Annotated in this window: 18 protein-coding genes and 7 tRNA genes; 3 read left to right on the top strand and 22 right to left on the bottom strand. The window is 52.2% G+C overall.

Features of this window, described 5'->3' with window-relative positions; all coding sequences use genetic code 11:
- Positions 1-7: 7 nt before the first annotated feature.
- Complete coding sequence (leuS, locus tag ACPUC7_RS12125; RefSeq protein ID WP_494923101.1) at positions 8-2,590, bottom strand: leucine--tRNA ligase; 2,583 nt, start codon at positions 2,588-2,590, stop codon at positions 8-10.
- Between the two features lie 222 nt (positions 2,591-2,812).
- On the opposite strand from leuS, the gene ACPUC7_RS12120 reads away from it, so the two are divergent.
- Entirely contained in the window at positions 2,813-3,295 is a 483-nt protein-coding gene (locus tag ACPUC7_RS12120) for a zinc ribbon-containing protein (RefSeq protein WP_007890691.1), read from the top strand.
- A gap of 39 nt (positions 3,296-3,334) precedes the next feature.
- Here ACPUC7_RS12120 and ACPUC7_RS12115 read toward each other — a convergent pair whose 3' ends face one another.
- The 9 genes from ACPUC7_RS12115 to miaB form a co-directional block, all read right to left on the bottom strand.
- Positions 3,335-4,060 (bottom strand): amino acid ABC transporter ATP-binding protein, encoded by a 726-nt coding sequence (locus tag ACPUC7_RS12115; protein WP_494923100.1) that lies wholly within the window; start codon positions 4,058-4,060, stop codon positions 3,335-3,337.
- Positions 4,061-4,738 carry a glutamate/aspartate ABC transporter permease GltK gene (gltK, locus tag ACPUC7_RS12110; RefSeq protein ID WP_494923099.1) on the bottom strand — a complete coding sequence of 226 codons (678 nt, stop codon included), beginning with the start codon at positions 4,736-4,738 and terminating at the stop codon, positions 4,061-4,063.
- A complete protein-coding gene (locus tag ACPUC7_RS12105) occupies positions 4,738-5,478 on the bottom strand; it encodes an amino acid ABC transporter permease (protein ID WP_494923098.1) in 741 nt (246 codons plus the stop codon). The genes gltK and ACPUC7_RS12105 overlap by 1 nt, the downstream gene beginning before the upstream one ends.
- 160 nt (positions 5,479-5,638) lie before the next feature.
- Positions 5,639-6,532 carry a glutamate/aspartate ABC transporter substrate-binding protein gene (locus ACPUC7_RS12100; RefSeq protein WP_343554064.1) on the bottom strand — a complete coding sequence of 298 codons (894 nt, stop codon included), beginning with the start codon at positions 6,530-6,532 and terminating at the stop codon, positions 5,639-5,641.
- 436 nt (positions 6,533-6,968) lie between these two features.
- Positions 6,969-8,495: an apolipoprotein N-acyltransferase gene (gene lnt / locus ACPUC7_RS12095; protein ID WP_494923097.1), complete on the bottom strand. Its 1,527-nt coding sequence runs from the start codon at positions 8,493-8,495 to the stop codon at positions 6,969-6,971.
- Positions 8,496-8,498: 3 nt separating this feature from the next.
- Complete coding sequence (gene corC, locus ACPUC7_RS12090) at positions 8,499-9,380, bottom strand: CNNM family magnesium/cobalt transport protein CorC (RefSeq protein WP_343554066.1); 882 nt, start codon at positions 9,378-9,380, stop codon at positions 8,499-8,501.
- Positions 9,381-9,462: 82 nt separating this feature from the next.
- Positions 9,463-9,936 (bottom strand): rRNA maturation RNase YbeY, encoded by a 474-nt coding sequence (ybeY, locus tag ACPUC7_RS12085; protein ID WP_494923096.1) that lies wholly within the window; start codon positions 9,934-9,936, stop codon positions 9,463-9,465.
- The gene (locus ACPUC7_RS12080) at positions 9,936-11,006 is read right to left on the bottom strand and encodes a PhoH family protein (protein ID WP_343554068.1); all 1,071 of its coding nucleotides are present in this window, start codon (positions 11,004-11,006) and stop codon (positions 9,936-9,938) included. The genes ybeY and ACPUC7_RS12080 overlap by 1 nt, the downstream gene beginning before the upstream one ends.
- Positions 11,007-11,213: 207 nt before the next feature.
- Complete coding sequence (miaB, locus tag ACPUC7_RS12075; protein WP_343554069.1) at positions 11,214-12,638, bottom strand: tRNA (N6-isopentenyl adenosine(37)-C2)-methylthiotransferase MiaB; 1,425 nt, start codon at positions 12,636-12,638, stop codon at positions 11,214-11,216.
- 169 nt (positions 12,639-12,807) lie between these two features.
- On the opposite strand from miaB, the gene ubiF reads away from it, so the two are divergent.
- On the top strand, positions 12,808-13,980 hold the full coding sequence (gene ubiF / locus ACPUC7_RS12070) for a 3-demethoxyubiquinol 3-hydroxylase (RefSeq protein ID WP_494923095.1): 1,173 nt from the start codon (positions 12,808-12,810) through the stop codon (positions 13,978-13,980).
- Between the two features lie 88 nt (positions 13,981-14,068).
- Here ubiF and ACPUC7_RS12065 read toward each other — a convergent pair.
- The 12 genes from ACPUC7_RS12065 to nagB all read right to left on the bottom strand — a co-directional run bounded on the left by ACPUC7_RS12065 (position 14,069) and on the right by nagB (position 20,977).
- Positions 14,069-14,143 (bottom strand) — tRNA-Gln (locus ACPUC7_RS12065).
- A gap of 32 nt (positions 14,144-14,175) precedes the next feature.
- Positions 14,176-14,250 (bottom strand) — tRNA-Gln (locus ACPUC7_RS12060).
- 6 nt (positions 14,251-14,256) lie between these two features.
- A tRNA-Met gene (locus ACPUC7_RS12055) sits at positions 14,257-14,333 on the bottom strand.
- A gap of 26 nt (positions 14,334-14,359) precedes the next feature.
- A tRNA-Gln gene (locus ACPUC7_RS12050) sits at positions 14,360-14,434 on the bottom strand.
- A gap of 35 nt (positions 14,435-14,469) precedes the next feature.
- A tRNA-Gln gene (locus tag ACPUC7_RS12045) sits at positions 14,470-14,544 on the bottom strand.
- Between the two features lie 21 nt (positions 14,545-14,565).
- Positions 14,566-14,650, bottom strand: a tRNA-Leu gene (locus tag ACPUC7_RS12040).
- A gap of 6 nt (positions 14,651-14,656) precedes the next feature.
- Positions 14,657-14,733 (bottom strand) — tRNA-Met (locus ACPUC7_RS12035).
- 215 nt (positions 14,734-14,948) lie between these two features.
- The gene (asnB, locus tag ACPUC7_RS12030; RefSeq protein WP_343554071.1) at positions 14,949-16,616 is read right to left on the bottom strand and encodes an asparagine synthase B; all 1,668 of its coding nucleotides are present in this window, start codon (positions 16,614-16,616) and stop codon (positions 14,949-14,951) included.
- A 328-nt stretch (positions 16,617-16,944) separates the two neighbouring features.
- The gene (locus tag ACPUC7_RS12025; protein ID WP_494923094.1) at positions 16,945-17,697 is read right to left on the bottom strand and encodes an HAD-IIA family hydrolase; all 753 of its coding nucleotides are present in this window, start codon (positions 17,695-17,697) and stop codon (positions 16,945-16,947) included.
- 41 nt (positions 17,698-17,738) lie between these two features.
- Entirely contained in the window at positions 17,739-18,959 is a 1,221-nt protein-coding gene (nagC, locus tag ACPUC7_RS12020; protein ID WP_343554073.1) for a DNA-binding transcriptional regulator NagC, read from the bottom strand.
- Between the two features lie 7 nt (positions 18,960-18,966).
- Positions 18,967-20,115 (bottom strand): N-acetylglucosamine-6-phosphate deacetylase, encoded by a 1,149-nt coding sequence (gene nagA / locus ACPUC7_RS12015; protein ID WP_494923093.1) that lies wholly within the window; start codon positions 20,113-20,115, stop codon positions 18,967-18,969.
- 61 nt (positions 20,116-20,176) lie between these two features.
- Positions 20,177-20,977, bottom strand: a complete 801-nt coding sequence (nagB, locus tag ACPUC7_RS12010) for a glucosamine-6-phosphate deaminase (RefSeq protein WP_343554075.1) — start codon at positions 20,975-20,977, stop codon at positions 20,177-20,179.
- Positions 20,978-21,308: 331 nt separating this feature from the next.
- Between nagB and nagE the strand changes: the two genes are divergently transcribed.
- Complete coding sequence (gene nagE, locus ACPUC7_RS12005) at positions 21,309-23,333, top strand: N-acetylglucosamine-specific PTS transporter subunit IIBC (RefSeq protein WP_494923209.1); 2,025 nt, start codon at positions 21,309-21,311, stop codon at positions 23,331-23,333.
- Positions 23,334-23,412: the final 79 nt, after the last annotated feature.

Here is a 23,412-nt window from a genome sequence, read left to right as displayed (position 1 = left end):
CCTGAACTTAACCTACGACCAGGTTAAGCAGTTTGCCAGGGACATAAATCACTTTACGAATGGTGACGCCATCCAGATATTTCGCCACCAAATGCTCCTGCGCAGCGCGCGCCTGCACCTGCTCCTGTGTGGCATCCTTCGCAACGGTAATCTTGCCGCGCACTTTGCCATTCACTTGCACCACTACCAGCAGCGAATCTTCAACCATTGCTGCTTCATCGGCTACCGGCCAGCTGGCTTCGTCAATGCTGCCTTCGCCACCCAGCGCTTGCCACAGAACGTAGCTGGCGTGCGGGGTGAACGGATACAGCAGACGTGTTACCGCCATCAGCGCTTCTTGCATCAATGCACGATCCTGCTCGCTCTCTTGCGGTGCGCGAATCAGTTTGTTCATCAGCTCCATGATGGCGGCGATAGCGGTGTTAAAGGTCTGACGACGACCGACATCATCGGCCACTTTGGCGATGGTTTTGTGCAGATCGCGACGCAACGCTTTCTGATCGTCATTCAGATTATCGACGTCCAGCGCCACAGTCGCGCCATTGTTGATATGTTCGTAAGCCAGTTTCCAGACGCGCTTCAGGAAGCGGTTGGCGCCTTCAACGCCAGATTCCTGCCACTCCAGCGTCATTTCCGCCGGGGAAGCAAACATCATGAACAGACGAACGGTATCAGCACCGTAACGCTCAACCATCAACTGTGGATCGATGCCATTGTTTTTCGACTTCGACATTTTGCTCATGCCGGCGTAAACCACTTCGCGGCCTTCGTTGTCGATGGCTTTCACGATGCGGCCTTTCTCATCACGCTCAACGCTAACGTCAACCGGAGAAACCCAGTTACGCTCGCCATTCACGCCGAGATAATAGAACGCATCAGCCAGTACCATGCCCTGACACAGCAGGCGTTTAGCCGGCTCATCAGAGTTCACCAGGCCTGCATCACGCAGCAGCTTGTGATAGAAGCGGAAGTACATCAGGTGCATGATGGCGTGTTCGATACCGCCAACATATTGGTCAACCGGCAGCCAATAGTTCGCTGCGGCCGGATCCAGCATGCCTTCGTTGTAGTTGGCGCAGGTATAGCGCGCGTAGTACCACGATGACTCCATAAAGGTGTCGAAGGTGTCGGTTTCGCGCAGCGCAGGCTGACCGTTAACCGTGGTTTTCGCCCACTCAGGGTCGGCCTTGATTGGGCTGGTGATACCGTCCATGACCACATCTTCTGGCAGGATCACCGGCAGTTGATCTTCTGGCGTTGGCATCACGGTGCCATCTTCCAGCGTCACCATTGGAATTGGCGCGCCCCAGTAACGCTGACGGGAAACGCCCCAATCGCGCAGACGATAATTCACTTTACGCACGCCCACGCCTTTGGCTGCCAGCGCGTCGGCGATGGCATTGAAGCCCGCCTGATGATCCAGACCGTTGTATTCGCCGGAGTTGAACAGCGTGCCTTTTTCGGTCATCGCCGCTTCACTCAGATCCGGCGTGGAACCGTCGAGGTTAAGGATCACTGGCTTGATATTCAGGTTGTACTTGGTGGCGAATTCCCAGTCACGCTGATCGTGGCCTGGAACAGCCATAACTGCGCCAGTGCCGTATTCCATCAGCACGAAGTTAGCCACCCAAACTGGGATCTCTTCACCAGTCAGCGGATGGATAGCGTACAGGCCAGTGGCCGCGCCTTTTTTCTCCATCGTCGCCATATCGGCTTCGGCTACCTTGGTGGTGCGGCATTCGTCGATGAATTCAGCCAGCGCCGGGTTAGCGGCAGCAGCTTGCTGCGCCAGCGGGTGACCCGCCGCAACGGCGACATACGTCGCACCCATAAAGGTGTCAGGACGCGTGGTGTAAACCGTCAGCTTCTCTGCGCTGTTCGCCACATCAAAGGTGATTTCCACGCCTTCTGAGCGACCAATCCAGTTGCGCTGCATGGTTTTGACCTGCTCAGGCCAATCTTCCAGCTTATCGAGATCGTTCAGCAACTCTTCCGCGTAAGCGGTGATTTTCACGAACCACTGTGGGATCTCTTTGCGCTCGACTTTGGTGTCGCAGCGCCAGCAGCAGCCGTCGATAACCTGTTCGTTCGCCAATACGGTTTGGTCGTTCGGGCACCAGTTCACCGCAGAGGTCTTTTTGTAGACCATGCCTTTTTCGTACAGCTTGGTGAAGAACCACTGTTCCCAGCGATAGTATTCTGGTTGGCAGGTCGCCAGCTCGCGGCTCCAGTCATAGCCAAAGCCCAGCAATTTCAGCTGGTTCTTCATATAAGCGATGTTGTCGTAGGTCCACGGAGCAGGTGCGGTGTTGTTCTTCACCGCCGCGCCTTCGGCCGGCAGGCCAAACGCATCCCAACCGATTGGCTGCAATACGTTTTTGCCGAGCATACGCTGGTAGCGCGCGATCACATCGCCGATGGTGTAGTTACGCACGTGGCCCATGTGTAGGCGGCCAGAAGGATAGGGCAGCATCGAAAGGCAGTAGTATTTCTCTTTGCCTTCCTGCTCGGTCACTTTAAAGGTTTCGTTTTCGTCCCAGTGTTGTTGGACGCGGGTTTCTATCTCTTCCGGGCGGTATTGCTCTTGCATGGCTGCCTGTGGTCCTTTGTGAAAATCGGTTTGATGCTTTTTAGATCCGCATAGCATACCCATAAGGCTGCGCCTCAACAACTTTTCACGCCCTCAACGGCTGGATTTCTCCTCAATGCGCCGCCGCTTTCACCCTTTTGTGATTTCTCCCTGCGATACCTTAGCAATTGTGACAAAACGGCTAAACTTAACAGCAGCATCCGCAGCGGAAAGGAGAACAAAATGAATAACGTGGCGCAGGAATACCGTGCAACGATTGAAGCATTATCCCAGCGACTGGATCATGGCGAGCGTGATGTTGATGCGCTAGTGGCAGAGGCGCGGCAAAGCTTATTGGCGAAAAAAACGCTTTCACCCGCCGAGGTGAATGAAGTGATGCGTGCGGTGCGGCGCGATTTGCATGAATTTGCACTGAGCTATCAAGAGTCTTCCGATGTGGTCGGCGATTCGGTGTTTTTACGTGTTATTCGCGAAAGCTTGTGGAAAGAGCTGGCGGACATCACCGACAAGAGCCAGTTGGAGTGGCGTGAAGTGTTTCAGGACTTGCGCCATCACGGCGTTTACCAAAGTGGCGAAGTGGTGGGATTGGGCAATTTGGTGTGTGAGAAGTGTGGTTTTACCCGCGCGATTTATACGCCGGAGAGTTTAACGCGCTGCCCAGAGTGCGGGCACGATCAGTTCCAACGTCAGCCGTTTGAACCCTGATATGAAAACGGGCAGCGTTGTCGCTGCCCGTTCAATCGATTAATGCAGAATCTTCGCGAGGAAGTCTTTGGCGCGATCGGATTGTGGATTATTAAAGAAGTCATCCTTATTGGTGTCTTCGATAATTTTCCCTTCATCCATAAAGATCACGCGATTCGCCACTTTACGTGCAAAGCCCATTTCGTGTGTCACCACCATCATGGTCATGCCTTCATTGGCTAACTCCACCATCACGTCCAGCACTTCGTTGATCATTTCCGGATCGAGCGCTGAAGTCGGTTCGTCAAACAACATCGCGACGGGATCCATGCATAACGCACGCGCAATGGCGACACGCTGCTGCTGACCACCCGAAAGCTGGCCGGGGAATTTATCCGCGTGAGCCGAAAGACCAACACGTTTCAGCAGTCCCAGCGCTTTCTCACGCGAAGTCGCTTTATCCCGCTTTAATACTTTAACCTGCGCCAGCGTCAGGTTTTCAATGATGCTGAGATGCGGGAACAGTTCGAAATGCTGGAACACCATGCCCACTTTGCTGCGCAGTTGTGCCAGGTTGGTTTTTTTGTTGTTCACTTCGGTGCCGGTAACCTGAATGCTGCCCTGTTGAATCGGCTCAAGGCCGTTAACAGTTTTAATCAGCGTTGATTTCCCTGAGCCAGATGGACCGCAGACCACCACCACTTCACCTTTTTTCACTTCGGTGGAGCAGTCGGTCAGCACCTGAAAGTGCCCATACCACTTTGAAACATTTTTCAGGCTAATCATTTAAACCGTCCTTTTTCTTTTCAGATAGGTAACCAACAACGAAGCGCTCAGGCTGATCACGAAGTAGACCAGACCGGCAAACAAAATCATTTCAACCTGGGTGCCGTCACGCTCACCAATGGTGGAGGCGGTACGGAAGAAGTCGGCCAGGCTTAATACATAAACCAGCGAGGTATCCTGGAACAGCACGATGCCTTGCGTTAACAGTAGCGGCACCATGGCGCGAAACGCCTGCGGCAGAATAATCAATTTCATTGATTGCCAGTGCGTCATACCTAACGCCAGTGCTGCATTGGATTGTCCACGCGAGATACTTTGGATACCGGCACGGATGATTTCCGAATAGTAGGCGGCCTCAAAAAGTGCAAACGCGACCATCGCGGAAATCAGGCGAATGTCCGATTTAGGCGATAAGCCCAACACCTGTTGCAGAAACGCTGGAACCACCAGATAGAACCACAGTAGCACCATCACCAATGGCACCGAACGGAACAGGTTGACGTACAGCTTGGCAAACCAGCGAATCGGCATAATCGGCGACAGGCGCATCACCGCCAGAATCGTGCCCCAGATGATGCCAAAAATCACGGCAACAGCGGTGATCTTGAAGGTGATGAGCAGGCCATTCCACAGGTAAGGCAGGCTGGGAACAATCGAACTCCAGTCAAACTCGTACATTATTTGCCTCCCATATTGCCAGGCAGGCGAATTTTGCGTTCTACCAAACTCATAATCAGCATGATCACCAGGTTAATGCCGACATACGCCAAGGTGATGGCGGTGAAGGATTCGTAAGCGTGTGCCGAATAATCCAGCAACTTACCGGCCTGCGCCGCCATATCGACCAAACCAATGGTTGAGGCGATGGCTGAGTTCTTCACCAGGTTGAGCATTTCCGAGGTCATCGGCGGCACAATCACGCGATAAGCATTCGGCAGCAGCACATAACGATAGGTTTGCGGCAGCGTTAGCCCCATCGCCAGGCCAGCATTTTTCTGTCCACGCGGCAGCGATTGAATCGCCGCACGCACTTGCTCACACACGCGCGCAGCGGTGAACAAGCCGAGGCAAATGGTCGATGACAGGAAGAACTGAATGTTCGGGTCCAGCTCCGACTTAAACCACATGCCGAGGTTTTCTCCCACCAGTTCTGGTGCCACCAGATACCAGAAGAAGAACTGCACAATCAGCGGGATATTACGAAACAGTTCTACGTAGCAGGTACCAATCGTCGCCAACAGGCGGTTGGGTACGGTACGCAGAATGCCAAAGAAGGAACCTACCAGGAAGGCGATAATCCAGGCGCAGCAGGACACCGCAATGGTGACCTGGAATCCGGACCACAGCCAGCCGAGGTAAGTCGTATTGCCGAACGGGGCCTGTTGTAAAAAGATGCCCCAGTTCCAATCGATACCCATAACGAGCTCCGGTAAAAAAAGGGTAGCGAGGCTACCCATAAGATTGTTGAGCGGTGTCTTGCGTCCTGCTTCAGGGGAACGGCCTGTTGCAGTCTGTCTGTCCGCACCGCATGTTCAGCAATCGAGAGGGCAGCGGGCTGCCCTTGTTGTCGTTGTTAAATTAGAGTGCTTTGTCGTTCGGTGCTTTGAACAGGGCTTGCATATCTGGTGACAGTTCGAAGTTCAGGTTCAGATTCTTTGGTGGAATCGGTTGTTTGAACCAGGTTTCAAACCATTTAGAGGCTTCGCCAGAGGTCTGCGCTTTAGCAATGGTTTCATCCATCAGCTGTTTGAACTGTGGATCTTCATTACGCAGCATGCAGCCGTAAGCTTCTTTGGATTGCGGCGTGCCAACGATTTCCCAGTTGTCTGGTTTCTTCGCTTTAGCACGTTCACCCGCCAGCAAGGCATCATCCATCATGAAGGCCACAGCACGACCGGTTTCCAGCGTACGGAATGAATCGCCGTGGTCTTTCGCGCTGATGATGCGCATGTCCATTTTCTGATCGTCATTCAGCTTGTGCAGCAACACTTCTGAAGTGGTACCCGAAGTAACTACTACGGTTTTGCCTTTCAGATCGGCGAAATCTTTGATGTCGCCGCCTTTTTTCACCAACAGACGCGTACCGATGATAAATACGGTGTCAGAGAAAGCAGCCTGCTTCTGACGCTCCAGGTTATTGGTGGTTGAGCCGCACTCAAAATCGTAAGTGCCGTTCTGCAACAGCGGGATACGGTTCTGAGAAGTGATTGGCAGCATTTTGATCTGCAAATCGGGCTTATTCAGCTTGGCCTTGATAGCGGCCACGATAGCGTTGGAATAATCCTGTGAGTAGCCAACCACTTTTTGCTGGTTGTCATAATAAGAAAAGGGAACTGATGATTCACGATGCCCAACGACGATCACGCCGCTATCATTGATTTTTTTCAGGGTACCGGTGAGATCTTCCGCCTGGGCCGCTCCCGCTGCTGCTCCCAACAGTAAAAGGGATAATGCCACTTTGCGTATCTGCATGTTCCAACTCCTTCGTATGGATGTCGCGCAGAACATAAACTGCGCAGATTGTGATGTTGTGTGTATTTCGTGCTGCTTTTTTAGTAATCACCTAGCGCAAGCACGCGCAGGATAGTGATTAACATAGCGAATTGTTAACGCAATGAAACAAAAAAGTTTCTTTTTTGCGAGCCGCTCCGCACCAATAAAAGGCAAAAATCTACCAATGCGCTATTGAAGTGCGCATCACTGTCCTAAATTAGTGCGTAAAGGTTGCATTACGCTGACAAAAGCCGATGTTTGCGAAAATCACTGAAATAATTAGCAATGATCGTGCCAGCACGGTGAAAAAGGTAAAAATGGCAGCAGAGAATCGCGGCAAGCGCAGCGGAAGGGAGAGAAAACAGCGTATAAAAAAGGCGAAGTGATCACTTCGCCTGGTTATGTCTCGGTGTTATCAGTGGCGACGACGCAAAATCGCTACCACAATGCCAATCAGCGTCAGCATCCATACTGGCCAGATGCCGACTTTGGCATACGGCGTTTCACCAGTGGTTGGCGTGACTTTGGCTTCCAGAACATCCCGTGTGAATTGCGGCAGCTCTTTCTCCACCTCACCGTTGGCATTCACCACCGCCGTGACGCCATTGTTGGTGGAGCGCAACAGTGGACGCCCCAGCTCCAGCGCACGCATGCGTGCCATCTGGAAATGCTGCCACGGGCCGATTGAGTGACCGAACCACGCATCGTTAGATACCGTCAGCAGGAAATTGGTATCCGGACGGAAGTTCGCACGCACCTGTTCACCCAGCACTATTTCATAGCAAATGGCGCTGGTCAGGTTATATCCCGAGACTTTCAACTGCGGCTGCACATAGGCGCCACGGCTGAAGGAGGACATCGGCAGATCAAAGAACGGTGCCAGCGGACGCAGCAGGTCTTCCAGCGGAACAAATTCACCAAATGGCACCAGATGATTTTTCTGGTAGCGATTTTGGCTTTGATAGCTGTAAGGCTGCTCACCACCCAACACAATCACCGAGTTGTAATCGTGATAGCGGTTATCCCCTTCGACGCGAGAATCCACAATCCCCGTAATCAGCGAGCTGCCACGCGAACGCAGCTCCGCATCCAGCGCACGCAGGAACGGCTGCTGATTGCTTTCCAGGTCGGTAATCGCTGATTCAGGCCAGATGATGATCGGGGCTTTACCGATAAACGGTTGGCTGAAAGAGGTATACACGCGCAGCGTGTTCAGCAGTTGCTGCGGATCCCACTTCATCGACTGCGGGATGTTGCCTTGCACCATGGCGACATCAACGCTGCGTTCCGGCAACGGTTGATACCACTGCAACATGCGCAGCGGCCACGGCAACAGCAGCAATACGGCGGCGGCAACCAGGCTTTTTACCGTGCGATGATGCATTGCATGCACCAGCAATCCTGCAATCACCATCAGCAAGAAGGTAATGGTTTCCACGCCGGCTAACGGCGCCAGCCCTTTCAGCGGGCCGTCAATCTGGCTGTAGCCGAACTGCAGCCACGGGAAGCCGGTCAGCACCCAACCGCGCAAGAATTCACTAATTTGCCACAATGCCGGTGCGGCTAGCGCCAATCGCCACAGTGTGGCGCGCGGCCAAAAGCGGTTGAGCACGCTGGCAAACAGCAGTGGATAGAGCGACAAATACGCCGCCAGCAATACCACTAAGAAGACGTTGACCGGGCCGGGCATGCCGCCAAAGGTAGCAATGCTGACGTACACCCAATTGATACCGCTGCCAAACAGGCCAAAGCCCCATACGAAGCCAATCGCTGCCGCCTGTGCGGTGCGACGCTCCAGCAGCAGTAGTTGCAGACCAAACAGCGAAATTAACGCAGCAGGCCAGAAATCGTAGGGGGAAAAGGAAAGGGTGCCAACGGCACCCGTAATCAACGCCAGCAGCAGGCGAACCCGCTGCTGCGAGTAAAGAGAGGCTAAAGCCATAAATTATTCGTCTTCGAGTTGCGGTTGTGGTGAGTCTTCTGGAATTTTCACATGCACCTGGATGATACGGCGACTATCTGCCATCGCGACTTTAAACTGGTAGCCGTCAATAACAATACTCTCACCGCGAGCCGGAAGGTGGCCGAATCCCTGCATGACCAATCCACCAATGGTATCAACTTCGTCATCGCTGAAATCAGTACCAAAGACTTCATTAAAATCTTCAATTTGCGTTAAGGCACGCATGGTATAGGTGTGACGATTAAGCTGACGGATATCACGATCTTCTTCATCGTCATATTCATCCTCAATTTCGCCGACAATCAGCTCGAGAATATCCTCGATGGTTACTAAACCCGAGACGCCGCCAAATTCATCAATCACAATCGCCATGTGATAACGCTGCGAGCGGAACTCTTTGAGCATGCGATCGACACGTTTGCTTTCCGGCACCACCACGGCGGTACGCAGCACTTTTTCCATGCTGAAAGGTTCAGACGCGCTGGCCATAAATGGCAGCAGGTCTTTAGCCATCAAAATGCCTTCAACGTGATCTTTATCTTCGCTGATGACAGGAAAACGGGAATGCGCAGATTCAATAATCACCGCAAGGCACTCTTCCAGAGTTTGATTGCGTTTTAAGGTGATCATTTGCGAACGCGGAATCATGATGTCGCGCACACGCTGCTCGGCAATGTCCAGCACACCTTCGAGCATGTCGCGGGTGTCCTGATCGATCAGCTCTTTCTGCTCAGAATCACGGATTAACCCCAGCAGCTCATCACGGTTTTTAGGTTCACCGTGAAAAAGTTGGTTGATAAGTAGGGAGAAAAAACCCTTTTTACTACTGGGTGCGTCGCTGTTTTGAGAATGGTCGTCGCTCATGGCGTTTTTATTTAGTTCTCTCTGATGAGGGAAGGGTGCTGCCGGCATCCGCGCCAGCAGCGCAATAACCTAAGCCAGTGGCTCAGGCGTCTTCTTTCTCCGAAATGTACGGATCAGGATAACCAAGAGCAAGCATTATCTCGGTCTCCAGCGCCTCCATCTCTTCGGCTTCACTGTCTTCGATATGATCGTAACCCATCAAGTGCAGCGTGCCGTGTACCACCATGTGCGCCCAATGCGCTTCGACGGTTTTGCCTTGTTCAGCAGCCTCAAGCTCTACCACCTGACGGCAAATGATCAAGTCGCCAAGCAGCGGCAATTCAATACCTGGCGGCGCTTCAAACGGAAAAGAGAGCACGTTGGTCGGCTTGTCTTTGCCACGATAAGTCAGATTAAGCTCATTACTTTCGGCTTCATCCACCAAACGAATGGTGACCTCACTTTCCGGTTGAAAAGGGGTGACTGCCGCTTCCAGCCAGCGCTGAAAAGCGGCTTCTGCCGGCAGATTATTTTCATCGGCGCAGGCCAGTTGTAAATCAAGTATTACCGCGCTCATTAACGCTCCTGCGGGGTGGTTTGGCTGGCAAGCTGAGCGGCAATCGCTTCGCGTTTGCGCTCTTCTGCCTGTTGGTCACGGCGTTTCTGATCGGCGGTTTCCCAGGCTTCATAAGCATTCACGATGCGTGCGACAACCGGATGACGCACCACGTCTTCGCTGTGGAAAAAGTTAAAGCTGATTTCATCGACTTCCGCCAATACTTCAATGGCGTGGCGCAAGCCGGATTTGGTGCTGCGCGGCAAGTCAATTTGCGTCACGTCACCGGTAATCACCGCTTTCGAATTGAAGCCGATACGCGTCAGGAACATCTTCATCTGTTCGATGGTGGTGTTCTGGCTCTCATCAAGGATGACAAACGCATCGTTGAGCGTACGACCGCGCATATAGGCTAACGGAGCCACTTCAATTACGTTGCGCTCAATCAGTTTTTCAACCCGCTCAAAACCGAGCATTTCGAACAGCGCGTCATACAGCGGGCGCAGATAAGGATCGACTTTCTGACTTAGATCGCCGGGCAGGAAGCCAAGTTTTTCACCCGCTTCCACCGCCGGACGCGTCAAGAGAATACGGCGAATCTCCTGGCGCTCCAGCGCATCCACTGCCGCCGCCACCGCCAGATAGGTTTTACCGGTACCGGCCGGGCCAATACCAAAGGTAATATCGTGCGCGAAAATATTGGCGATGTATTGCGCCTGATTCGGCGTACGCGGTTTGATCACGCCACGCTTGGTTTTGATGTTTACCGCTTTACCGAACTCTGGCACGCTCTCCGCGCTTTGCTCCAGCACACGGCTCTCTTTGATTGCCAGGTGGATTTCATCCGGTTCGATATCTTTAATTTGTCCACGCATCGGCGCTGTATCGACATACAACGTGCGCAATATATTGGCGGCGGCATCGACGCACATTGAGCGACCAGTCAGCGTGAAGTGGTTATCACGACGTTTGATCTCAATGCCCAAACGACGCTCCAACTGCTTCACATTGTCGTCCATGGGACCACACAAACTCATCAGTCGTTGGTTGTCTGCCGGTTCAAGGGCGATTTCACGCGTTTCGATATTCAAATGAATCCTTAGGGTCGCTTAGGGCCAGTTGAAAAGGTGTATCAGAGGCTGCAAGCAAAGGATGTCGCCTCTTGATGGAATTATTTATGGCGCTGCGCATCGGCGCAAGCTTCAGAAACGATATTTGGGCAGCGTTTGCGGAAAGCAAGGGCGGCAGGATGAAACGGGCGACAGCACTTTGTGCGCTGCCGCTCAACATTCGTGGTTTCAAGGCTGGAACAGTCCGACGCCGATGTCATTCTCTTTGCGGGTTCGCGCAATCACCGAAGCCGGGCTTTCTGCCACGCGCAGGTCCATTTGATCTTCAGTGCGCACCAGAACACCGCGCAATGAGGTGGCATACACATCGACAATTTCGACATCAACGAACTTACCGATCATTTCAACCGGAGCTTCGAAGTTCACCACGCGATTACTGTCAGTACGACCGCTCAACTCCATCACATTCTTACGCGAAATACCTTCTACCAGTACACGCTGCGTGCTGCCCAGCATGCTGCGGCTCCACGCCATCACCTGTTGGTTAATGCGATCCTGTAAAATGTAAAGGCGCTGTTTTTTCTCTTCTTCCGGCACATCATCCGGCAAATCGGCGGCGGGTGTGCCTGGGCGCATCGAATAAATAAAGCTGAAGCTGACATCGAAATTCACTTCGCCAACCAGCTTCATGGTTTGTTCGAAATCTTGCTGTGTTTCGCCAGGGAAACCGATGATGAAATCGGAGCTCAGCAAGATGTCCGGACGCGCGGCTTTCAGCTTACGAATGATCGCTTTGTACTCTAGCGCGGTGTGCGCACGCTTCATCAGCGTCAGGATACGGTCTGAGCCGCTCTGTACCGGCAGATGCAGAAAACTCACCAACTCAGGTGTATCGCGATAAACATCAATGATGTCATCGGTAAATTCAATCGGATGGCTGGTGGTAAAACGAATGCGATCAATGCCGTCAATCGCCGCCACTAAACGCAACAACTCAGCAAAGCTGCAAACTTCACCATCAAAAGTGGCACCACGATAAGCATTGACGTTCTGACCGAGCAGATTGACTTCACGCACGCCTTGCGCGGCGAGCTGGGCGATTTCCAGCAGAATATCGTCGCTGGGGCGGCTGACTTCCTCGCCACGGGTGTAAGGCACCACGCAGAAGGTGCAGTATTTGTTGCAGCCTTCCATGATGGAAACGTAGGCGGTTGGGCCATCGGCACGCGGTTCTGGCAGGCGATCAAACTTTTCGATTTCCGGGAAGCTGATGTCCACGACAGGACTTTTGCTGCCGCGCACGGTGTTGATCATTTCCGGCAAGCGGTGCAAGGTTTGCGGGCCAAACACGATATCAACGTAGTTGGCGCGCTGGCGCAGACGTTCGCCTTCCTGCGAGGCAACGCAACCGCCGACACCAATGATCACATCGGGATTATCCGCTTTCAGCTTTTTCCAGCGACCCAACAGAGCAAAAACCTTCTCCTGCGCCTTTTCACGAATCGAGCAGGTATTGAGCAGCAGAACATCCGCCTCTTCAGCTTCCTCGGTGAGAGTGTAGCCGTGCGTACTGTTCAGCAGATCGGCCATCTTCGATGAATCGTATTCATTCATCTGACAGCCCCAGGTTTTGATGTGTAGTTTTTTGGTCATCGAACTAGCCATTGATTAACGCGAAGTGCAGGGCGCGTATTGTAATGCTTCGCTGTAGTGGTGGCTAGGCTTCACGCATCAACATCGCATCGCACTGCCAATTTCCGGTACACTTTCGCTATCAATGTGATGCTGGCAGGTATCACGGCAATAACAAGGATTAGAGTCGATGCAGGATTCACATTTTGATGTGGTGATCGTGGGCGGCGGCATGGTCGGTGCCGCGTTGGCGTGTGGTCTGGCGCAGCAGCAGTTTCGTGTGGCGGTGATTGAGCGCGCGGAGCCAGCCGTCTTTGATGTTGCGAGCGATCCCGATGTGCGTATTTCCGCGATTGGCGCCTCTTCGGTCGCGCTGTTGCAGCAGCTGAATGTTTGGCCACAAGTGCAAGCAATGCGTTGCGCACCGTATCGCCAACTGGAAACCTGGGAGTGGCAAAATGCGCATGTGACCTTTGATGCGGCCTCATTGGGTTTGCCTGAGTTGGGTTTTATGGTGGAAAACAGCGTCTTGCAACGTGCGTTATGGGAAAAAATGCAGCAAGAGGGCATTACGCTGCTTTGTCCGGCCAGCTTGCAGGGTTTGCAGCCGCATAATGCGGGCTGGCATGTGCAACTGGATAATGGCCAAACGCTGGATGCGCGTTTAGTGGTGGGCGCGGACGGTGCCAACTCGCGCGTGCGTCAGTTGGCGGGAATTGGCGTGCGTGGCTGGAACTATGCGCAATCCTGCATGCTGATCAGTGTGGAGTGTGAACACGATGCCGGCGACTCAACCTGGCAACAGTTCACGCCGCAAGGCCCACGTGCGTTTCTGCCGCTATTTGATCGTCGCGCGTCGCTGGTGTGGTATGACGCGCCAGCACGTATCCGCCAGTTGCAAAGTTTGCCATTGCCGCAATTGGAAAAAGAGATTCATGCCCACTTCCCGGCGCGCGTTGGTCGCTTCAAGGTAAAAGCTGCAGCATCCTTCCCGCTGGTGCGTCGCCATGCCACGCGTTATGTGATGCCAGGATTAGCCTTGGTGGGTGATGCGGCGCATACCATCAACCCGTTGGCCGGGCAGGGCGTTAATTTAGGCTATCGTGATGTTGATGCGTTGATTACTACGCTGGTAGAGGCGCGCAGCCAGGCGCAGATCTGGTCATCAAACGAAGTGCTGCAGCGTTATCATCGTCAGCGTTATAAAGATAATTTGTTGATGCAAGGTGGGATGGATCTGTTCTATTTCGCGTTTAGCAATAAACTGCCACCACTGCGCTTTGCACGTAATCTGGCGTTGATTGCGGCTGAGAATGCCGGAGCCTTAAAACGTCGGGTGCTGCGTTACGCATTAGGTTTGTGATTCATATCGGGAGCGTGACTTTGCGCTCCCTGATTTCCAGAATGCAGAAAACAATAAAGCCCGCAAAAGCGGGCTTTATTGTGCAATTTGGCTGGGGTGCAGGGATTCGAACCCCGGAATGCTGGTATCAGAAACCAGAGCCTTACCGCTTGGCGACACCCCAATAAATTGGTGCTTATTCAAATTGTCTTTGTATGGCTGGGGTGCAGGGATTCGAACCCCGGAATGCTGGTATCAGAAACCAGAGCCTTACCGCTTGGCGACACCCCAAAAATTTGGTGGCTACGACGGGATTTGAACCTGTGACCCCATCATTATGAGTGATGTGCTCTAACCAGCTGAGCTACGTAGCCAAAATACTGCTTACTGCTATCAACGATGGCTGGGATACCTGGATTCGAACCAGGGAATGCCGGTATCAAAAACCGGTGCCTTACCGCTTGGCGATATCCCATTCGTCGATTTTTATATCCACAACAATAATCGGATTGGCTGGGATACCTGGATTCGAACCAGGGAATGCCGGTATCAAAAACCGGTGCCTTACCGCTTGGCGATATCCCATCCGACTGCCGAAGACTGAAATGGTGCGGGAGGCGAGACTTGAACTCGCACACCTTGCGGCGCTAGAACCTAAATCTAGTGCGTCTACCAATTTCGCCACTCCCGCAAAAGATGGTGGCTACGACGGGATTTGAACCTGTGACCCCATCATTATGAGTGATGTGCTCTAACCAGCTGAGCTACGTAGCCATCTTTTGCGCATAACCTTCATCGGCGTTGCGGGGCGCATTATGCGTATTGAGTCTTGTAGCGTCAACAATTTTTTTGCCGTTTTTCGCCTTAAAACGCCTGTTTGTCTGGCTTGTAACCAGGCTGGCGGTTTATTCAGCAAATTTCATTCAATGTGTGTGATCTTGCACAAAAAAGGGGCTCAATTGAGCCCCTGATCTTATTGAGTATAAACCTTATTTGTAAGCGGACTGATGCACGCCAACGGCACGACCTGAAGGATCATCCATTGATTTAAATGCTTCGTCCCACTCAATCGCTTTAGCCGAAGAACAGGCCACCGATGGACCACCCGGCACACACTCAGCTGCGCTGGCAATTGGGAACAACTCTTCAAAGATTTCGCGATACAAATACGCTTCTTTCGAGTTTGGCGTGTTGTACGGGAAGCGGAAATGCGCCGTCGACAACTGTTGATCGGTGATTTGCTTCGCCGCCACTTCTTTCAGCGTATCGATCCAGCTGTAGCCAACACCGTCAGAGAATTGCTCTTTCTGGCGCCATGCCACGCTTTCCGGCAGATAAGAGGAGAAGCACTCACGCAGGATGTGTTTTTCCATCTTGCCGTTGCTGCCACACAGCTTATCTTCTGGGTTGATGCGCATCGCAACATCAAGGAATTTCTTATCGAGGAACGGCACGCGCGCTTCCACGCCCCACGCCGACATCGCTTTGTTAGCACGCGCACAGTCAAACATATGCAGCGCCAGCAGCTTACGCACGTTTTCTTCGTGGAATTCTTTGGCGTTAGGCGCCTTATGGAAATAGAGGTAGCCGCCAAACACTTCGTCCGCACCCTCGCCGGACAGCACCATTTTGATGCCCATCGCTTTGATTTTACGTGACATCAAATACATCGGCGTTGAGGCGCGAATGGTGGTCACATCATACGTTTCGATGTGATAAATCACGTCGCGAATCGCATCCAGGCCTTCTTGCACGGTGAAGTGGATTTCGTGGTGCACGGTGCCCAGATGTTCAGCAACAGATTTTGCTGCTTTCAGATCAGGCGAGCCTTCTAAACCGACAGCAAAGGAGTGCAGCTGTGGCCACCACGCATCGCTCTTGTCGGCATCTTCAACGCGCTTCGCGGCAAAACGTTTGGTCACGGCGGAAATGATTGAAGAATCCAGACCGCCAGATAACAGCACGCCATAAGGAACGTCTGACATCAGGTGACTTTTCACTGACTCTTCCAGCGCATGTTTCAGCTCAGCGGCATCAGTGGTGTTGTGCTCAACGGCGGAGAATTCCATCCAGTCACGCTGCCAGTAACGGCGGATTTCACCGTCGGCGCTCGACATGAAGCTTCCCGGCGGGAATTCTTTGATGCTGCGGCAAACCGGCACCAGTGCTTTCATCTCAGAAGCCACATACAGGTTGCCGTGTTCATCGTTGCCCATATACAGCGGGATGATGCCGATATGATCACGGCCAATCAGATATTGCTGTTTTACGCTGTCCCACAAAATGAAGGCGAACATACCTTGCAACTCGTCGAGGAAATCAACGCCTTTTTCCTGATACAGCGCCAGGATCACTTCGCAGTCAGAACCGGTCTGGAAAGCATAACGATCGCTCAACTCGGCACGCAGCGCCTGATGGTTGTAGATTTCACCGTTTACCGCCAGCACGTGGGTGTGATCGGCGTTGTACAGCGGCTGAGCGCCGTTATTAACGTCAACAATTGATAGGCGCTCATGCACCAAAATGGCTTTGTCATCGGCATACACACCTGACCAATCCGGGCCGCGGTGACGCATTAAACGAGAACATTCCAGCGCTTTCTTGCGCAGCTCAACCGGATCGCTTTTCAGATCCAACACACCAAAAATTGAACACATAACTGACTCCTGATCTCACCTTGTGGCGAATTATTTTTTACGTTTGTCCGGCAGCATTGACTGCGTGATGCATAAGAAAATGCGCTAAATGGTGGTGTTAACGCAAGCGAAAATGAAAAGTTTTGATAAAAATGATGTTGCCAGGCAATGAAAATTGAATTTTATTCAATTTATTACTGTTAATTTTAGACGGTATCTAATGATTTGGCGTTTCTGATGATTTCATGCGCAATGAATCGCTTACGTTAAGTTGATTTTGCGCCGTAAAAACAAAAGCCCTGCACGCATTCAATACGAGCAGGGCTATAAGTATCTGTGATGGCTGAAATCAGAACAGGTCGATATCCGCAACCGAAGGGTAGATCCAATCTGGACGGAATGGCATCGCATCAATATCGCTCAGCGTTGAGACGCCGGACAATACCAGAATGGTTTCCAGACCCGCCTGGAAGCCGGCCAGAATGTCGGTGCGCAAATTATCGCCCACAATCACCGTTTCTTCTGAGTGCGCATGCATCTTATTTAACGCGGCACGCATGATGTACGGACTCGGTTTCCCGACATAAAACGGCTTACGACCGGAGATGGTTTCAATACCAGCACACAATGCGCCGCAGGCGGGTACAAAGCCGCGCGCGTGAGTATCGGGATTGGTGGCGATGAAGCGTGCGCCATTGGCAACGAAGAACGCGGCTTTATGCATCATTTCCCAGTTGAAGGATCGCGTTTCACCGACGATAACAAAGTCAGGATTGACGTCAGTGATAGTGAAGCCGGCTTTGTACAGTTCGTGAATCAATGCGCCTTCGCCAATCACATAAGCCTTTTTGCCTTCCTGACGACGCAGGAAATCGGCGGTGGCCATCGCCGAGGTGTAAAACACCGAATCTGGCACATCAACACCGGCGTTGGCAAAGCGGTTAGCCAGATCTAACGCGGTTTGCGAAGGATAGTTGGTCAACACCACCAACGGCATATCTTTCGCCAGGATGCGCTGCAAAAATTCGTTCGCGCCGGGAACGGCGGTATTGTCGTGCATCAACACGCCGTCGATGTCACAAATTACGCTTTTAATCGTCATAGATTGCATCCAGTCGGGCCTGCTAAACAGCAGGCTGGTGGTTACTCTTCCAGCAGATGTTGCAGCAAAATGCCATTCAGCATTGCGCGTTTTGCCAGGGCGAAAGCGCCAATCGCCGAACGATGATCAAGCTCAGAACGCACCACGGGCAGATTCTTACGGAAGGCATTGAGCGCTTGGGTATTAATGCAACCTTCAATCGCAGGGAACAGCACTTTGTCAGCCTCGGTGATTTCACCGGCCAACACCACTTTTTGCGGGTTGAAGAGGTTAATAGCAATGGCAATCGCCTTACCCAAATAGCGACCAACATATTCGATCACTTCACAGGCCAACGCATCGCCATGATTGGCTGCGCGGCAGATCTGCGGCATCAGGCAATCATTCAACGTTAAGCTGCTTGGATAGCCTTGATTGAGCAGATGGCGTACGCGGTTTTCAATTGCACCGTTGGCGGCAATGGTTTCAAGGCAACCGAAATTACCGCAATGACAGCGCTCGCCTAACGGATCGACCTGAATGTGACCGATCTCGCCAACGTTGCCATTGCTGCCGAGGAAAATGTGTCCATTAGCGATGATGCCCGCGCCGGTACCGCGATGTAAACGCACCAGAATGGAGTCTGCGCAGTCGCGACTTGCACCGAAGTAGTGCTCAGCCAACGCCAGGCTGCGGATGTCATGACCGACAAAACTGGTGACGTTAAAGCGTTTTTTCAGGCTGGAAACTAACGGCCAATGGCTCACCGCAATGTGCGGCATATAGCGAATAATGCCGTTAATCGGATCGACTAACCCTGGCAGAATCACCGCGATGGCAATCAGCTCATGAATTTTACGCTGATGCGCCGCCATAAAAGCGCTGATGGCATTGAACAGGGCGTTTTCCAGCGTTTCCTGGGTGCGCTCTGGCAGCGGATAATCTTCCTGTGCCAGCGACTTTCCGCTCAAATCAAACAGCGTTAGTGTGGCGTCGTTACGCCCTAAGCGCACGCCAATGGTATGGAAATGACGCGTTTCGGTAATGATGGAGATGGCGCGGCGCCCGCCGGTGGAAGCTTGTTGTTCCACCTCTTTAATCAGGCCGCGCTCAATCAGTTGGCGGGTAATTTTGGTGACACTGGCGGGCGCAAGCTGGCTGTGTTCAGCGATTTGAATGCGCGATATCGGCCCTTGTTGATCTATCAGCCGATAGACGGCTGCACTGTTGAGTTGTTTGACAAGATCGACATTTCCTATTTGAGACTGGCCGCCAGTGGTCATTCAATACTTACTCGCTGAGGACGTTGTCTCCATTGACTAACGTCTTAGTGATTTGATAATCGCGGGTAAAGACAGTCAGGTTGGCGATTTTTCCTGCTTCAATCGATCCTAACTGTTTCTCCACACCCATCGCCTGCGCGGGATACAGCGTCGCCATACGCAGCGCTTCATCCAGAGCGATACCACAGTGTTCAACGCTGTTCTGCACCGCTTCAATCATGGTCAATGCAGAACCACTGAGGGTACCGTTTTCGTCAACGCACAGGCCATCGCGATAGTATATTGTTTTGCCTGCAAAAATGAATTGATCAATCGACGCGCCTGCCGGTGCTGTGGCATCCGTCACTAACACCAGTTTGTCGCCTTTGATGCGTTTTGCATTGCGCACATTAGCGTAATGGACATGTAAACCATCTGCAATGATGCCGCAGTATACATCAGGCGAATCAAACAGCGCACCGATCAGGCCTGGCTCACGACCGGCAAAGGTCGGCATGGCGTTATAGAGGTGCGTTGCGAAACTTACACCGGCACTGAAACCGATTTTCGCTTCTTCATAAGTGGCATTTGAATGGCCTGCGGAAACGATGATTCCCGCGTCACGTAGTTTGCGAATCACCTCGCTGCCTGCATTTTCCGGCGCTAAGGTGATTTTGGTGATGACATCGGCGTTGGCGCACAGGAAATCCACCAGTTCAGCGTCTGGCAGACGAATCAATTCCGGATTGTGCGTGCCTTTTTTCGCCTTGTTCAGCCATGGACCTTCAAGATGCAGGCCCAATGCCTGATTCTGATGCTTCGCCAGGTAGGCGCGCATGGTTTCTACCGCGCGCTTCATCAGTTCATCGGTGCTGGTGATCAGCGTCGGTAAATAGCTGGTGCAGCCCGATTTTTCGTTGGCGCGTTGCATGATTTCGAGGGTTTCAACGCTGATTGCATTGATGTCGTCATTAAATTGCACGCCACCGCAGCCGTTGAGCTGTAAATCGATAAAACCAGGAGCGATAAACGCACCAGCTACATCCTGCTGTGCGATTGCCGCGTCCAGGCTATCACGCGGACACACGCGCTCAATCAGGCCATTTGCAATGACGACAGCATGATTGTCCAGAATTTCATGACCGGTAAAAATCCGGCCGTTAACTAATGCGTACATCGTTTTTCTCTCCCGGCTAAGCCTGCTGCCTAACTAGCAGCAGGTTTTCTACAACGTGTTGTTACACACCCTTCATATTTTCCGCTTCCATTTCGCGGAAATATTTCACGGTTTTCACTTTCAGTTCCATGGTGGCTGGCTCATCACACACCACAACGGATTTTGCATGCAATTGCAGGCAGCTAATGGTCCACATGTGATTCACGTTACCTTCAACCGCCGCTTGCAGCGCCTGCGCTTTCAAATGACCTGTCACCAAAATCATCACTTCTTCCGCATCCAGCAGGGTGCCCACGCCAACGGTCAGCGCATATTTCGGCACCTGATCAACATCGCCATTAAAGAAGCGTGAGTTGGCGATGCGCGTATCGTGCGTCAGGGTTTTGATGCGGGTACGGGATGAGAGTGAAGAAGCTGGTTCGTTGAAGGCGATATGACCATCGTTGCCTACGCCACCCATGAACAGGTTAATTTTTCCATAGGCGCGCATCTTCTCTTCGTATTGACGACATTCTGCGTCAATATCTTCGGCATTGCCATTCAGAAGATTGATGTTTTGCTCTTGAATATCAACGTGATCGAAGAAGTTACGGTACATGAAGCTGTGATAGCTTTCCGGATGCTCTTTCGGCAGGCCAACATACTCATCCATGTTGAAGGTGACAACATGCTTGAAACTAACCTGGCCCGCTTTGTGCATGTCAATCAGGTGCTTGTAAGCTTCCAGTGGCGTGCCACCGGTTGGCAGACCCAGCACGAAAGGACGTTCTGCGCTAGGCTTAAACGCGTTAATGCGGTTAACAATATGGCGTGCAGCCCATTTACCCACTTGGGTAGTTGTGGCTAAAGGGATCAGTCTCATGTCTTCACCTCAATTAAGATTGGAAATGTGGAGTTGCGGTTTTCTGCCCTTAAGCGTAATGCGTTTAAGCTTAGCCATCCGGGAAAAGTGCGACTCGATATTTTTCATCATAAAATAAGTTTGTGGTGCTGGCTAGCATTTCGCATTCCCAAACCACCATTTTGGTGATTAAAGTCACAGTTGTAGTGGTTTTAATTTGCGAGGCGAATTAATTTGTCTTTACACTGCGCATCGTGGTGAAAAGTGTCATCAAGGTACCGGGCGACGGGATAATAAAATCAACTCGCGCCACGGCAAAACGCCAGTCTCATAGGGGGAGAATAAGGTGAGTATTTTAGGATATCTGCAAAAGGTCGGCCGCGCACTGATGGTGCCGGTAGCGACTCTGCCGGCAGCGGCAATCTTGATGGGTGTCGGGTATTGGATTGATCCAGATAGCTGGGGTGCAGGTAATGCGCTGGCAGCACTGTTAATCAAATCGGGCTCGGCGATCATCGAAAATATGTCCGTGCTGTTTGCCATTGGTGTGGCTTACGGTATGTCAAAAGATAAAGACGGTGCTGCTGCATTAACCGGCTTCGTCGGCTTCCTGGTGGTGACCACACTGTGTTCACCGGCTGCGGTTGCGATGATTCAGAAAATGCCGGTTGAGCAAGTGCCTGCCGCGTTCGGAAAAATCAATAACCAGTTCGTGGGTATTCTGGTCGGTATTCTCTCCGCAGAAGTGTATAACCGCTTCAGTCACGTTGAGCTGCCAAAAGCGCTGTCGTTCTTCAGCGGCCGCCGTTTGGTGCCGATTCTGGTCTCCTTCCTGATGATCCTGGTGGCGTTCATCTTGATGTATATCTGGCCGATCATCTTTGGTGGCCTGGTTAACTTCGGTGAACACATTCAGAAGCTGGGTTCTGTCGGCGCAGGCGTGTATGCCTTCTTTAACCGCTTGCTGATCCCGGTTGGTCTGCATCACGCGTTGAACTCGGTATTCTGGTTCGACGTAGCGGGCATCAATGATATTCCTAAATTCCTTGGCGGTGCGCAGTCTATCGCTGATGGTTCTGGTATCCCGGGTATCACCGGTCGTTATCAGGCTGGCTTCTTCCCAATCATGATGTTTGGTCTGCCTGGCGCTGCGCTGGCAATCTACCACTGTGCGCGTCCAGAAAACCGCGCCAAAGTGGGCGGTATTATGTTGGCTGCGGCCTTTGCTGCCTTCTTTACCGGTATTACTGAACCGCTGGAATTCTCCTTCATGTTCGTGGCGCCGGTGCTGTATGTGATTCACGCTGCGTTAACCGGTCTGTCCGTGTTCATCGCGGCAAGCATGCAGTGGATTGCGGGCTTCGGCTTCAGCGCCGGTTTGGTGGATATGGTGCTGTCAACGCGTAACCCGCTGGCAGTGCATTGGTGGATGCTGATCCCACAAGGTTTAGTGTTCTTCGTTATCTATTATGTGGTGTTCCGTTTCACCATCAAAAAATTCAACCTGATGACACCGGGTCGCGAACTCTCTGCGGGCGATGAAACTGACGGTTATGACGTTAATGTTGATAACAGCGGCAATGGCGAAAGCCAAACTGAATCGCTGGCACGTCGTTACATCGCTGCGATCGGTGGTTCAGACAACCTGACTCACATCGATGCTTGTATCACTCGTCTGCGTTTGAATGTAAATGACTCTGCGCTGGTCAATGAAGGTGTTGCCAAACGCCTAGGCGCTTCAGGTGTGATTCGTCTGAACAAGCAAAGTGTGCAGGTGATCGTCGGTACTCAGGCTGAAAGCATTGCTACTGCAATGAAAACGGTTCTGAGCAAAGGCCCAGTTGCCGCCTCGGCAGCAGCGCCAGCCGTAGCTCCGGTAGCAGCAAAACCACAGGCAGTGCTGAATAGCGAAAAAGCCGTTATCGCAACATTGTTGGCTCCGGTCACCGGTGAAGTGGTAGCGCTGGAAAATGTGCCTGATGAAGCTTTTGCCAGCAAAGCGGTCGGCGATGGTTTAGCCATCAAGCCAACCGATAAAATCGTGGTGGCACCAACTGCCGGTACCGTGGTGAAAATCTTCAACACTAACCATGCTTTCTGCCTCGAAGCAGAAAATGGTGTCGAGATCGTGGTTCACATGGGTCTGGATACCGTGGCGCTGGAAGGTAAAGGCTTCACGCGTCTGGTAGAAGAGGGCGCAGTCGTAACCGCAGGTCAGCCAATCCTGGAAATGGATTTGGATTTCCTCAACGCTAATGCGCGCTCAATGATCAGCCCGGTTGTGGTTAGCAACAGCGATGATTTCGCCGGTCTGAATTTACTGGCCAGCGGTTCAGTAGTGGCAGGTCAAACCCCGTTGTATGAGGTTAAAGGCTAAGTCCTTGTGATTGACCCAGAAGGCAGGAAGCAATTCCTGCCTTTTTTGTTTTAAAACGACCAACAAACGGTTGTTTCCC

This window comes from Pantoea sp. CFCC18179, assembly GCF_059412405.1.
This window is presented reverse-complemented; position numbering and strand designations above follow the sequence as displayed.

Bases quoted from the DNA above. Each gene is read 5' to 3' on its own strand.
- leuS (WP_494923101.1), bottom strand. From the start codon at position 2,590: ATGCAAGAGCAATACCGCCCGGAAGAGATAGAAACCCGCGTCCAACAA.
- ACPUC7_RS12120 (WP_007890691.1), top strand. From the start codon at position 2,813: ATGAATAACGTGGCGCAGGAATACCGTGCAACGATTGAAGCATTATCC.
- ACPUC7_RS12115 (WP_494923100.1), bottom strand. From the start codon at position 4,060: ATGATTAGCCTGAAAAATGTTTCAAAGTGGTATGGGCACTTTCAGGTG.
- gltK (WP_494923099.1), bottom strand. From the start codon at position 4,738: ATGTACGAGTTTGACTGGAGTTCGATTGTTCCCAGCCTGCCTTACCTG.
- ACPUC7_RS12105 (WP_494923098.1), bottom strand. From the start codon at position 5,478: ATGGGTATCGATTGGAACTGGGGCATCTTTTTACAACAGGCCCCGTTC.
- ACPUC7_RS12100 (WP_343554064.1), bottom strand. From the start codon at position 6,532: ATGCAGATACGCAAAGTGGCATTATCCCTTTTACTGTTGGGAGCAGCA.
- lnt (WP_494923097.1), bottom strand. From the start codon at position 8,495: ATGGCTTTAGCCTCTCTTTACTCGCAGCAGCGGGTTCGCCTGCTGCTG.
- corC (WP_343554066.1), bottom strand. From the start codon at position 9,380: ATGAGCGACGACCATTCTCAAAACAGCGACGCACCCAGTAGTAAAAAG.
- ybeY (WP_494923096.1), bottom strand. From the start codon at position 9,936: ATGAGCGCGGTAATACTTGATTTACAACTGGCCTGCGCCGATGAAAAT.
- miaB (WP_343554069.1), bottom strand. From the start codon at position 12,638: ATGACCAAAAAACTACACATCAAAACCTGGGGCTGTCAGATGAATGAA.
- ubiF (WP_494923095.1), top strand. From the start codon at position 12,808: ATGCAGGATTCACATTTTGATGTGGTGATCGTGGGCGGCGGCATGGTC.
- asnB (WP_343554071.1), bottom strand. From the start codon at position 16,616: ATGTGTTCAATTTTTGGTGTGTTGGATCTGAAAAGCGATCCGGTTGAG.
- ACPUC7_RS12025 (WP_494923094.1), bottom strand. From the start codon at position 17,697: ATGACGATTAAAAGCGTAATTTGTGACATCGACGGCGTGTTGATGCAC.
- nagC (WP_343554073.1), bottom strand. From the start codon at position 18,959: ATGACCACTGGCGGCCAGTCTCAAATAGGAAATGTCGATCTTGTCAAA.
- nagA (WP_494923093.1), bottom strand. From the start codon at position 20,115: ATGTACGCATTAGTTAACGGCCGGATTTTTACCGGTCATGAAATTCTG.
- nagB (WP_343554075.1), bottom strand. From the start codon at position 20,977: ATGAGACTGATCCCTTTAGCCACAACTACCCAAGTGGGTAAATGGGCT.